Genomic DNA, 11,192 nt, shown 5'->3' with positions numbered 1-11,192 from the left:
TCGGCGCGGAGCGAGCGGGCCCAGCCGTGGGCGGCGCGGTCGGCGGCCAAGCCGCCCACCGCCGACAGGCAGGCGAGGAAGCACAGGACCGCGATGACCGCGGCTAGCCAAGACTCGCCTCCCGCCTCGCGGGGCAGGATCGGGTCGCGGCGACGAAGCAGGCGGCCCATCATGCGCGGCCTCCGGTCAAGCGGCCGTTCTCGAGCCTGAGGACATCCGCGCCGGAGCGCTCGGCCAAGGCGTCGTCGTGGCTGGCGATCAGGACGGTGGCGCCCAGCTTGTTGAGGGCCTGGAACAGCTTCAGCAGGCGTTCGCCCATCTTCGCGTCCACGCTGCCGGTCGGCTCGTCGGCCAAGATCAGGTCGGGGCGGGTGACGACGGCGCGGGCGATGGCCAGGCGCTGCTTCTCGCCGCCCGATAGGGCGGGAGGGTGGACATCGATGCGGTCGCCCAAGCCGACCCAGGCCAGCATCTCCTCGACGTCGCCGGCCCAGGCTTCCTCGCGCCCGCCGCCCAGACGCAGGGGCAGGCCGACGTTGTCGAAGGCGGTCAGGTGGTCCAGCAGACGGAAGTCCTGGAAGACCACGCCCATGCGCCGCCGGAAGCCGGGCAGGGCCGAGCGGGGCGCCTGGCCGGCATCCTCGCCGAACAGCTCCAGCGACCCGGACTGAGGCCGTTCGGCCAGGGTTAGCAGTTTCAGCAACGTCGACTTCCCGGCTCCGGACGGTCCGGTAAGGAAGTGGAAAGAGCCCGCGGCAAAGTCAGGTTAACGTCCCGAAGCACGTCGGGCGCCTCCGCATAGCCGAAACCCACGCCGCGAAGGCGGACGGTGTCGGGCGCGGAGGCGGAATCGGCGGCGCGGCGGGTCGAAACGGGCATTGATTTGGGTCAGGACGCGGCCGGAAAGCCGCGACGGGAGGGGGCGAAGAGCCTCGCAGTCAGCGACATGATACTGACCTGCCCGTCCTGCGCCACCAGCTATTTCACCCCCGACGAGGCGATCGGCCCGAACGGCCGCACCGTGCGCTGCAAGTCGTGCAAGCACACCTGGCGCGCCACCCTGGACGAGCCGCTGGAGCTGTCGGCCGCCACGTCCGAAACCGTCACCTTCGGCGCCCGCGAAGAGCCCGTCCCCGAATCGCTGGCCGAGACTCCGGCTCCCGAACTGCCCGCGCTTCCGCGCCGCGCCGAGCAGCAGCGCCGCCTGCGCCGCGCCGCGACCCATGGCGTGGTCTGGGCCGGCATCGCCTCGGGCTTCGCGGCCCTTGTCGGCGCCGCCTGGCTATTCCGGGTCGAAGTGGTGGAGATGGCCCCGCGGACGGCCGCGGCCTATGCGGCCGTCGGCTTGACGGTGAATCCCACGGGTCTGGATTTCGAGGCCGTCACCGCCCGGCCCCTGGCCAACGATCCGGGCAAGGTGCTGGTGTCGGGCGCGCTGCGCAACGTGCGCGACGACGAGCGGATCGCGCCGCCGGTGCGGGTGGCGCTGCTGGATTCCCACGGCGCCGAGATCGGCCATGCGGTGGTGCGGATCGACGCCGCGCCGGTGCTGCCGGGCAAGGTGCAGGGCTTCGCCGCCGTGATTCCCGACCCCGGAGCCCGCGGCCAGGGCATCGGCGTGGATTTTTGTGCTGGACGACCCCGCCGGCCGCGGCCCGTGCCGAACCCGCCGCCCCGAACAGGGCTGAGACCCACGCCTGCCCCGGCCCCGCGCCCGCTCCCGGGCGCAGGCGGCCCACGGTCCGGGCCCGACGCTGCAGGCGGCCCGGGACCTGCGTCCGGCCCTGGTCCCCGGCCCCGCCGCGCCATTGGATCTGCAGCCGGTGGACGCCGTGCCCCTGGCGATGGACGAGATCACCGCCCCTCTCGACTCGCACGCCCCCGCCGCTGTATCGGCCGGGCATGGCTGACGCGCACCCCACGCCCACCGTCCTGCTTCCGGAATCCGAGGTCCAGCGCATCGTCGCCGACCTGGCCGCGAGGATCGCCCCGGTCATCGACGACGAGACCGTGGCCGCCGTCCTGCTGACTGGCGGGCTGTGGTTCGCCGCCGACCTGACCCGCGCGCTGGCGCGCCTCGGCCGCAACGTCCGCTTCGACGCCCTGTGGCTGGCGTCCTATGGCGACGAACAGTCCAGCCGGGGCAAGATCGACGTCTACGCCGACTTCCAGCGGCCCATCGCCGGCCGCCGGGTGCTGATCGTGGACGACGTGTTCGACACCGGCCTGTCGCTGGCCGAGGCGGTGCGGATCGCCACCGAGAAGGGCGCGTCGGAGGTGCTGACCGTGGTGTTCGCCAAGAAGCCGTGGCCCCTGCCCCGCGCGCCAGAGCCGGACTTCGTCGGATGGGAGGCCCCGAACCGCTTCCTGGTCGGCTACGGCCTGGATCACGCCGGGACCCTGCGCGGCCTGCCGGACGTATGCGCGCTGGACTAGGTCGTCAGCGGCCCGCCGCTCGGCAAGCCGTCACAGCCATTCGGCCTTGGGTTCGCGCGCCCACATCTCGTCGTAGCTCGGCCGTGTCCGCACCACCGCCCAGCGGTCGCCGTCGACCAGCACCTCGGGGACCAGGGGGCGGGAGTTGTACTCGCTGGCCAGGACTGCCCCGTAGGCGCCGGCGCTCAGGAAGGCGACCAGGTCGCCGGCCTGGAGCGGCGGCAGCTTCCGGTCGCGGGCGAAGACGTCGGTGGATTCGCAGATCGGCCCGACCAGGTCGTAGGCGAGGGGTTCGCCTTCGCGCGGGGCGACCGGGACCAGGTCATGGAAGGCGTCGTAGAGGGCCGGGCGCATCAGGTCGTTCATGCCGGCGTCCAGCACCAGGAAGCGACGGCCGTCCGCCCGCTGGTTGACCTGGATGACGCGGCTCAGCAGCACGCCCGCGTTGGCGGCCAGCAGGCGACCGGGCTCGAAGGCCGCCTCGACCTCCAGCCCGTCCAGCACGCGGGCGCACATGGCGGCGTAGTCGGCGATCGAGGGCAGGTCGGTCTGGCCGTGGTACGGCACGCCCAGGCCGCCGCCGAGGTCCAGGCGAGTGACTTCGTGCCCCTGAGCCCGCAAGGTTTCGGCCACCTCGCGGATGGTGCGGAAGGCGGCCTCCATCGGGGCCAGCGTCGTGATCTGGCTGCCGATGTGGCAGGCCAGGCCCACCGGCGTCAGGTGCGGCGAGGCCGAGGCGCGGGCGTAGAGTTCGAGGGCCTCCTGGATCGGCACGCCGAACTTGTCGGTCGCGCCGCCGGTGGTGATCTTGGCGTGGCCCCCGGCGCCGATGTTCGGATTGACGCGGATAGCGACGGCCGGGGCCGCGCCCTCCTTTTTCCCTATCGCTCGACCCGCGGGGTCTCGCTGCTTAAGGGAGGCGGCCACGGCGATCAGGCGGTCCAGTTCGGCGCCGCTCTCGACATTGATCTGGCGCACGCCGGCGTCGATGGCGAAGGCCAGTTCGGCGTCGGTCTTGCCCACGCCAGAGAAGATGATCCGGTCTCCCGGAATCCCGGCCGCCAGCGCCCGGCGGATCTCGCCCTCGGACACGGTGTCGGCGCCGCAGCCTAGTTTCGCCAAGGTCGCCAGGACCGACAGGTTCGAGTTGGCCTTGACCGCGAAAGCGATCAGGGCGTCGCCTAGGGCGGGGCGGTGGCCGTCCAGCGCCTGGCGCAGCAGGCCGTAGTGCCGCTTCAGGGTGGCGGTGGAATAGACATAGGCCGGTGTGCCGACGGCGTCGGCGATCGCCTCCAGCGGCGCGCCTTCGGCGTGAAGCGCGCCGTCGATCCGGTCGAAATGGTTCAAGTCAGGCTCGATCGTCAGCCCGGGCGGTTGCCGGGGCCGTCATAGGGGTTCGAGGACGGGCCGCCGTCGATGGGCTGCTGGCGGTTGGGCTGGTTGATCGTGCCGGGCTCAGGCAGGCCAGGCGCCCGGCCGTCGCGCATGCCGCGCTCGTTGCGCTTGGCCGGCGGGGCGTCCAGGTCGGCCATGCGGCCGCATCCGGCCATGGAGACGGCGACCAGGGCGGCGACGCCCATGAGGACCAGCTTCTTCATCCCAACTCCCTACGCGAGGCGCGTCTTCCATTCGGCGATGCGCGCGCGGACCTGTTCCGGCGCGGTTCCTCCGAAGCTCTGGCGGCTGGCGCAGGAGGCCTCGGGAGTGAGCACCTTGTACACCCCTTCGGTCACGCCGGGATGCAGCGCCTGCAATTCTTCCAACGGCAGTTGCGACAAGTCCACGCTCAAGCTTTCGGCCCGTTTCACGGCCGCGCCGGTGACATGGTGCGCCTGACGGAACGGCAGGTTCAGTTCGCGCACCAGCCAGTCGGCCAGGTCGGTGGCGGTCGAGAAGCCCGCGCCGGCGGCGGCGGCCATCCGTTCGGTGTTCGGGATCAGGGCGGCGACCATGGCGGTCATGGCGCCCAGCGCCAGGTCCAGGGCGTCGAAGGCCTCGAACACCGGCGGCTTGTCCTCCTGCATGTCTTTGGAATAGGCCAGCGGCAGGCCCTTCATGACCGTCGACAGGGCGACGAACGACCCCATGATCCGGCCGGTCTTGGCGCGGACCAGTTCGGCGGCGTCGGGGTTGCGCTTCTGCGGCATGATCGACGAGCCGGTGGTCAGGTCGTCGGGCAGGCTGGCGAAGCCGAACATCGGCGTCATCCACACCACGATCTCTTCCGCCAGGCGGGACAGGTGGCCGGCGCAGATCGAGGCGGCGGCCAGGCTCTCCAGGGCGAAGTCTCGGTCGGAGACGGCGTCCAGGGAGTTGCCCATCGGCCGGTCGAAGCCGAGGGTCTGGGCCGTCATGTGGCGGTCGATCGGGAAGGGCGAGCCGGCCAGGGCGGCGGCGCCCAAGGGGTTCTCGTTCATGCGCGCCCGGGCGTCGGCGAAGCGGCCGGCGTCGCGGCCGAACATCTCGACATAGGCCATCAGGTGGTGACCCAGGGTCACCGGCTGGGCGGTCTGCAGGTGGGTGAAGCCCGGCATCAGGTCGCCGGCGTGCTGCTCGGCGCGGGCCAGCAGGGCGCGCTGCAGGCCCTTCAGCTGGTCGACCTGACGATCGCAGGCGTCGCGGACCCACAGGCGGAAATCGGTCGCCACCTGATCGTTGCGGCTGCGGGCGGTGTGCAGCCGGCCCGAGGGCTCGCCGACCAGTTCGGCCAGCCGGGCCTCTACGTTCATGTGGATGTCCTCGAACCGGTCCCGGAACGGGAAGGTCCCGGCGCGGATCTCGCCCTCGATCGCGTCCAGTCCCCCCAGAATGGCGTCGGCGTCGGCCTGCGCGACGATGCCGCGGGCGGCTAGCATGCGGCAATGCGCGCGGGACCCGGCCAGGTCCTGCGCCCACAGGCGCTGGTCGACGCCTATGGAGACGTTGATCGCCTGCATGATCTCGGCCGGCTCAGCCGAGAAGCGGCCGCCCCACATGTCTTGACCTTTCGCCGCCCCGGGGGCTTTGGTCGCGGGATCGGGAGGCGTCTGGTCGGGCATGAAGGTCTCGAAAGCGGTTTTGATCGCGGTCGGAGGGGCGTTGCTGGTCGCGGTGATCGGCGGCGCGGCGCTGCTATACGCCAAACCAGGCCTGATGGACAAAGCCGGCGCGCCGGCCCCGTCCGCGAAAAGCGAGCTGGCGCGTTTCGCCACGGGCCCGATCGCCCGGCTGGAGACCCCTGCGGCGCTCGAGACCGCCCCGGCCTATGTCTTCAAGACCCGCGACGGCGCCGACGCGCGGCTGGCGGATTTCCGCGGCAAGGTGGTGGTGGTCAACCTCTGGGCCATGTGGTGCGCGCCGTGCCGCACGGAGATGCCGACCCTGGCCCGGCTCGCCGAGGCCTATGAAGGCAAGGACCTGATCGTACTGCCGATCAACGTCGACGCCACGCCGGACGCCATCGCGGACGCCCGGAGCTTCATCGACGTGCACGAGCCGCTGCCGATGTACAGCGATCCGAAGTTCCAGCTGCCGTTCGAACTGCCCGGCAAGGGCAAGATGCCCCAGACGGTGATCCTGGACCGTCAGGGGCGCATCCGGGCGTCGTTCGCCGGCGAGGCGGACTGGGCCAGCGCCGAGGCGCGCGCCCTGATGGACGCGCTCCTGGCCGAGCCGGTCTGAACCGCCGCCCCCTTGAATAAGACGAGCGGCGGATCCGACCCTTAGTTCGCCTTCTCGTCGGCCTTGGTCTCGGCGCGCTGAGCGTCGGCCTCGTCGGCCATCTTGTCGGTGGCCTGATCCACTTCCTGGGCGGCTTCGCTGGCGCCTGCGGCGATGGCCGAGCCGACCTGGGCGGCCTCTTCCTTCAGCGCGGAGCCGGCGGCTTCGGCGGCTTCGCCCGTCTCGGCGGCGGCTTGGTTGGCGTCGGCCTGAGCCTGGTCCTGTTCGGCCTGGGTGCACGCGGCGGCGCCCAGCGACAGGGCGGCGATGGCGGCGAGGGCGAGAGTCTGGATGCGCATGGGAAATCCCCCTTCTGGCATTGAACCTTGACGGTAAACGCCGGTCCGCGGATGCGGTTGCGGCGGCGTTGCTGGACAGGCCGGGCCGACCGGTCGAACTGGGGCGCGTGCGCCGCCGGGATTCGGTCGCGGCGCAGGCCAGCGCGGGCGAGGAGCGAGGGTGATCAGAGGATTCTGGAAAGGATGGGCCAAGCGCGGCGCGCCCGGCCGCCGGCTGCCGCCAGGCGTCGACGAGGTTCGTCTGGTCCGAAGCGAAGCGGCGCTGAGGCTGGCGGAGCTGGCGGGCATTCTGGCGGCCCTGGACCAAGCCATCGAGGCGATGCGGCTGCTCGCGGCGGACCGGGGCAGGGCCAGGCCAGCCGGACAACTGGCCGACGTGGCGCTGCTGCGGTTCGCGATGGTCCAGTTCGTCGGCTGCTTCAAGGACCGGGGGGGATCGGTGCGGCTCACGCCGACGCAGGCGTTCGATCCCGTCGGCGTGACGTTCTTCGATCATGTCAGCGCCTTCGCCGACGAACTCTCCGGGGCTCATGCGCGCGTTGTGGGCGAATCCGAGACCGTGGTGCTGCTGAAGCGGGCGGGGGAACGCGCCGGGGTGATCGGCCTGACCACGCGCGCGCGCCGGCCGAGCCGTCTGACGGCGACGGAGTTCTCGAACCTGAGGGAGTTCATGGAGCGCGGGCGACAGGCTTACGCCGAGGCGTTCGATGCGGCGCGGGCCCAGGTCATGGCCGAGATCGAAACCATGGAGCCGGCCGATCTGCTGTCCTTGCCCTTGGCGGATCGGGCCTAGGGCCGGGGCAGCAGGCCCTCCATCAGCGCCTTGAAGGCCGGGATGGCCTTCCGGGACGTCGCCTGCGGATCCTGGGCGTTGGCGATCCACTGAGCCGCATAGGTCGAGGCGCCGCAGATCAGGCGCGCCGCCGCCTCGGAATCGATCGGCCTGATCACGCCCTCCGTCTTCAACCGGTCGACGCTGGCGGTGATGGCGGCGATGCAGCCGGTGGCGTTGGGCCACAGGGACGGATCGCCCAGGACCGCGGGGCCGTCGCGCAGGACGATGCGCTGGATCTCGGGCTCCAGCGCCATTTCGACATAGCCCAGATTCTCGTCCAGAAACCCCTGCCAACGCGAGGGGGCCGCCGCGGAGATGGCGTTCAGCCGGGCGCCCATCTCGGAATCGATCTGCAGCACCACCGCCAGCAGCAGGCCTTTCTTGTCGCCGAAGTGATGGTAGAGCGCCCCGCGCGTCAGCCCGGCCTCGGCGGTCAGGTCGTCCATGGAGGCCTCGGCGTAGCCCTTCTCGCCGAAGGCCTTGCGGGCCGCGGCGATCAGCTTGGCGCGGGTCTCGGCGATCATTTCCGTGCGGGGTTTCCGCGGCATCGGGTCGGTCCTGAAAAAGTCGGCTGCGCGTCATTGACATACGCGACGTATGTAACCACCTCGCTCACATACGAGATGTATGTAGGGCGCGAGAGGCGCGCCGCCAACCCGTCGAAAGGCCTGCCGCCGATGTCCAATCCCTATCGCGAGATCTTCAGGGCGCCGGGGGCCGCCGGCTTCTCCGCCGCCGCCTTCGTGGCCCGCATGCCGATCGCCATGGCTCCCATCGGCATCGTCACCATGCTGGCCCAGACCCATGGCGAATACTGGCTGGCGGGGGCGGTCGCGGCCGCCTTCACCCTGACCAACGCCTTCCTGGCCCCGCAGATCTCGCGGCTGGTGGACCGGTTCGGCCAGAGCCGCCTGCTGATCCCGACCACGGCGATCGCGGTCGCAGCCTTCGCTCTTCTGATCGCGGCGGCGAACCAGCGCTGGCCGACCTGGACCCTGTTCCTGTTCGCCTTCTCGGCCGCGGCCATGCCCAGCATTCCGGCCATGGTTCGGGCCCGCTGGACCGAACTGTTCCGGGACCGGCCCGAGTTGAACACGGCCTTCGCCTTCGAATCCGTGGCGGACGAACTGGTCTACATCGCCGGCGCCTCGCTGTCGGTCGGCCTGAGCGTCGCCCTGTTCCCCGAGGCCGGGGTCCTGACCTCGACCCTGTTCCTGGCCTTGGGCATGACCGCCTTCGTGGCGCAGCGCGCGACCGAACCGGCCGTGAAACCGGCGGGCGAGGGGCCGAGGCGTTCGGCGATCTCACTGCCAGCGGTTCAGATCCTGACCGCCGCGCTGGTTTTCGTCGGCGCCATCTTCGCCACCGCCGAGGTCAGCACCGTCGCCCTGACCCGTGATCTGGGCCAGCCCGGCGCGGCTAGCCTGGTGATCGGCGTTTATGCGGCGGGCTCGTTCATCGTCGGCCTGATCGTCGGCGCGCTGAACCTGAAGACGCCGCTGCACCGGCAACTTCTGGCTGCCTTGGGCGTGGTCTTCCTGACCACCCTGCCGTTGCTGCTGGCGAACTCCGTGCCGGCGCTGGCGGCGGCGATCTTCCTCAGCGGCGTGGCGATCTCGCCGACCTTCATCACGGCCTTCGGCCTGATCGAGCGCCGGGTCCCGGCCGAGGTGCTGACCGAGGGCGTCACCTGGGTGATGACCGGCATCGGCATCGGCATGGCCCTGGGCGCTTTCGTCTCGGGCTGGGTGGTGGATGTCTATGGCCCGAGGGCCGGCTTCTGGGTTTCGGTGGCCTCGGCGGCGATCGCCCTGACGATCGTCACGCTGGGGCAGAGGGTGCTGGGCGGCGGCGGTCGAAAGGCGGACGGTGATCTTCAGGCCAGTCCAGCGGAGTAACGGCCCAAGCCGTCCCGGAATTTCTGACGTGCGGCGCGGCGGCTCTGGAGCGGAGCCGTCGCGGGCCATTCGATAGACGCACGGGAAGGTGTGGTGGCTGGGGGACGGCTCGAACGGACACCCAAGATGGTTAGCTTGATGACCATCCGCACCTGACGCCGTCATATTGATCGGGCGGTGTCCCGCAGCATGTGCGGAACGGCTTAGCTTGAGCGCCTAAGTTGTGCTTAGTTTCAGCCATGGGTACGAACGATCCGCCAGAATACTCGTATGTGGCTTACATTGATGAGTCAGGTGATCCTGGCATCAAGAAGGTCAAGCCGCTCGACCACAACGGCTCGAGCGAATGGCTTATGCTTTCGGCGGTGGTGATCGCGGCGTGCCGTGAGGCCGAGGTCGCGGCATGGATCGCTGAGATGGCAACAGAGATGAATAGCCGCCAGATGCGCGACATTCATTTCGCAAAGCTCTCGCCTCGGCGAAAGCTCCTAGCTTGTGAGCACGTAGCGAAGCGGCCGGTTCGATGCTTCGTCGTTGCCTCCAACAAACAGAACATGCGCGGCTGGCAAAATCCTTGGGCCGAAAAGATCCCCTCGGACAATTGGTTCTATTGCTGGATGACCCGGCTGTTGGTCGAAAGGGTAACCCATTGGGTGCGGGCTCGCTCCATGGCTGAATACGGCGAGGTTCGTCGGGTGAAGCTTGTGTTCAGCGAGCGAGGAGGGCTCTCGTATAGCCAACTCAATGCGTACTACGAATGGCTACGCTCAAAGGGGGACAACCAGTTCCTGCCGCTCGGGAACATCGCGTACGACACGATCAGCATGCAGCTGATGGAGGTCCACAATCATGCGGGTCATGATGGTCTGAAGCTGCCCGACATCGTCGCGAGCGCCTTCTTTAAGGCCGCCGATGTCCATGACACTGGCGCTTCCGACGCAACCTTCGCTAAGGCGCTTGAGCCCCGACTTGCCCGTTGGCCGGATAAGACTGGTGGACAGATATCCGGCTACGGGGTCAAACTGATGCCTGGCTTCGGAAAGGTCCGACGCAGGGTCCAAGCCGGTCAATTGGAAGTCTTCCGTCACTTCGGATACCCGAAGCAGTGGTGGGCGGACGGCGGTCCCTAGGCCCGTCTACTCCGCCGCCTCGTTAGCCTCACTCTGGTGTGGGGCGTGCCGCGCGGACGCTACGGGGTTCGACCTACCCGTTGCCCGAGCCTAGGAACCAGTCTCAGTATCGCGACTTTCGGGCCTGTCGTCAAGAAATTGTTCTATGAATCAATCAGTTGCTAAGTCATTGAACAAGATTCGGTTTTGACTGGGCGGCCTCAAATACGGGGTTCATCGCTGTTGAAGAGTTGCGTAGAGGTCGGCGCGAACCTCGCTTTCATCGGTGGCGGGTATCGGAGCGGGATGCCTACCGATGTTTCGTCCGCCGCTGACGCCAGACAACACAAGTTCCCCGCTATCGACCCCGCCCTGCTTCGCATTGTTGAAGCGATGGCCCGCGCCCAAGCCGAGCGGGATTTCCACTTGGCCGCGGCCCAAGAGCTTGGGGGCCCGTTCGACGCTGGGTCGCCCGGTTGCGATCCATTAACGCCTTGTTTTCCTTAAGAAAATTTTGGTGGCTGGGGGCGGGCTCGAACCGCCGACCTGTGGGTTATGAATCCACCGCTCTAACCAGCTGAGCTACCCAGCCCCTTTAGTCGCAGGGGTCCGGCGGGAACTGGTCTGACCACCGGAAGAGGCGTGCGTATAGAGGCGACGCGCGGCGGATTCAAAGCCGGGTCCGAGCGCGTCGCTCCGCCACGGACCCGTGACGCCCGGCGCCGGAACGGTAACGGTTTCGGACGTGTTCCTTCGCCGACCTGTTCCAAGGGGATTTCCATGCGCCTGATCGCCCTTCTCGCCTCGGCCTCCGTGCTCTCCTTCGCCACTGCCTGCGGCGCCCAGAACGGCGGCGCGCCGGCCCCGGAGGGCGTCAGACGGGGCGGGCCGCTGGAGACCCGCGCCTGCCAATGCG

General features: G+C 69.3%; 12 protein-coding genes and 1 tRNA gene. 6 read left to right on the top strand and 7 right to left on the bottom strand.

All coding sequences use genetic code 11. The features are described 5' to 3' along the window. Positions 1-169: 169 nt before the first annotated feature. Complete coding sequence (locus AC2W7C_RS07320; protein ID WP_486000849.1) at positions 170-703, bottom strand: cell division ATP-binding protein FtsE; 534 nt, start codon at positions 701-703, stop codon at positions 170-172. Positions 704-946: 243 nt separating this feature from the next. On the opposite strand from AC2W7C_RS07320, the gene AC2W7C_RS07315 reads away from it, so the two are divergent. Continuing rightward, positions 947-2,029 (top strand): MJ0042-type zinc finger domain-containing protein, encoded by a 1,083-nt coding sequence (locus AC2W7C_RS07315; RefSeq protein WP_486000848.1) that lies wholly within the window; start codon positions 947-949, stop codon positions 2,027-2,029. Continuing rightward, positions 1,933-2,436, top strand: coding sequence for a phosphoribosyltransferase (locus tag AC2W7C_RS07310; RefSeq protein WP_486000851.1), 504 nt, complete (start codon positions 1,933-1,935; stop codon positions 2,434-2,436). Before AC2W7C_RS07315 ends, AC2W7C_RS07310 begins: the two co-directional genes overlap by 97 nt. A gap of 30 nt (positions 2,437-2,466) precedes the next feature. Here the strand turns inward: AC2W7C_RS07310 and lysA are convergent, their stop codons facing one another. Genes lysA through argH form a run of 3 tightly spaced genes read right to left on the bottom strand, consistent with a single transcriptional unit; the run spans position 2,467 to position 5,411 of the window. Next, entirely contained in the window at positions 2,467-3,783 is a 1,317-nt protein-coding gene (gene lysA, locus AC2W7C_RS07305) for a diaminopimelate decarboxylase (RefSeq protein WP_486000847.1), read from the bottom strand. A gap of 14 nt (positions 3,784-3,797) precedes the next feature. Beyond that, a complete protein-coding gene (locus AC2W7C_RS07300) occupies positions 3,798-4,034 on the bottom strand; it encodes a hypothetical protein (RefSeq protein WP_486000846.1) in 237 nt (78 codons plus the stop codon). A gap of 9 nt (positions 4,035-4,043) precedes the next feature. Beyond that, on the bottom strand, positions 4,044-5,411 hold the full coding sequence (gene argH, locus AC2W7C_RS07295; RefSeq protein WP_486000850.1) for an argininosuccinate lyase: 1,368 nt from the start codon (positions 5,409-5,411) through the stop codon (positions 4,044-4,046). A gap of 61 nt (positions 5,412-5,472) precedes the next feature. Between argH and AC2W7C_RS07290 the strand changes: the two genes are divergently transcribed. Then, the gene (locus tag AC2W7C_RS07290) at positions 5,473-6,096 is read left to right on the top strand and encodes a TlpA family protein disulfide reductase (protein ID WP_486000845.1); all 624 of its coding nucleotides are present in this window, start codon (positions 5,473-5,475) and stop codon (positions 6,094-6,096) included. Between the two features lie 41 nt (positions 6,097-6,137). Here the strand turns inward: AC2W7C_RS07290 and AC2W7C_RS07285 are convergent, their stop codons facing one another. Beyond that, positions 6,138-6,434 (bottom strand): hypothetical protein, encoded by a 297-nt coding sequence (locus AC2W7C_RS07285; protein WP_486000844.1) that lies wholly within the window; start codon positions 6,432-6,434, stop codon positions 6,138-6,140. A 160-nt stretch (positions 6,435-6,594) separates the two neighbouring features. Here AC2W7C_RS07285 and AC2W7C_RS07280 point away from each other — a divergent pair, with 160 nt between their 5' ends. Then, entirely contained in the window at positions 6,595-7,227 is a 633-nt protein-coding gene (locus AC2W7C_RS07280; protein ID WP_486000843.1) for a hypothetical protein, read from the top strand. On the opposite strand, the gene AC2W7C_RS07275 is transcribed toward AC2W7C_RS07280, so the two are convergent. After that, entirely contained in the window at positions 7,224-7,817 is a 594-nt protein-coding gene (locus tag AC2W7C_RS07275; RefSeq protein ID WP_486000842.1) for a TetR/AcrR family transcriptional regulator, read from the bottom strand. The genes AC2W7C_RS07280 and AC2W7C_RS07275 overlap by 4 nt on opposite strands. Before the next feature lie 129 nt (positions 7,818-7,946). Between AC2W7C_RS07275 and AC2W7C_RS07270 the strand changes: the two genes are divergently transcribed. Both AC2W7C_RS07270 and AC2W7C_RS07265 read left to right on the top strand, forming a co-directional pair. Next, positions 7,947-9,167, top strand: coding sequence for an MFS transporter (locus AC2W7C_RS07270; protein WP_486000841.1), 1,221 nt, complete (start codon positions 7,947-7,949; stop codon positions 9,165-9,167). A 272-nt stretch (positions 9,168-9,439) separates the two neighbouring features. Continuing rightward, positions 9,440-10,297 carry a DUF3800 domain-containing protein gene (locus tag AC2W7C_RS07265; protein ID WP_486000840.1) on the top strand — a complete coding sequence of 286 codons (858 nt, stop codon included), beginning with the start codon at positions 9,440-9,442 and terminating at the stop codon, positions 10,295-10,297. Between the two features lie 494 nt (positions 10,298-10,791). Here the strand turns inward: AC2W7C_RS07265 and AC2W7C_RS07260 are convergent. After that, positions 10,792-10,868: transfer RNA gene (locus AC2W7C_RS07260), tRNA-Met, on the bottom strand. Positions 10,869-11,192 lie beyond the last annotated feature (324 nt).

Source organism: Brevundimonas sp. CURTG3B2_SDJG (genome assembly GCF_057364705.1).
This window is presented reverse-complemented; position numbering and strand designations above follow the sequence as displayed.

Bases quoted from the DNA above. Each gene is read 5' to 3' on its own strand.
- AC2W7C_RS07315 (WP_486000848.1), top strand. From the start codon at position 947: ATGATACTGACCTGCCCGTCCTGCGCCACCAGCTATTTCACCCCCGAC.
- AC2W7C_RS07300 (WP_486000846.1), bottom strand. From the start codon at position 4,034: ATGAAGAAGCTGGTCCTCATGGGCGTCGCCGCCCTGGTCGCCGTCTCC.
- argH (WP_486000850.1), bottom strand. From the start codon at position 5,411: ATGTGGGGCGGCCGCTTCTCGGCTGAGCCGGCCGAGATCATGCAGGCG.
- AC2W7C_RS07290 (WP_486000845.1), top strand. From the start codon at position 5,473: ATGAAGGTCTCGAAAGCGGTTTTGATCGCGGTCGGAGGGGCGTTGCTG.
- AC2W7C_RS07285 (WP_486000844.1), bottom strand. From the start codon at position 6,434: ATGCGCATCCAGACTCTCGCCCTCGCCGCCATCGCCGCCCTGTCGCTG.
- AC2W7C_RS07275 (WP_486000842.1), bottom strand. From the start codon at position 7,817: ATGCCGCGGAAACCCCGCACGGAAATGATCGCCGAGACCCGCGCCAAG.
- AC2W7C_RS07270 (WP_486000841.1), top strand. From the start codon at position 7,947: ATGTCCAATCCCTATCGCGAGATCTTCAGGGCGCCGGGGGCCGCCGGC.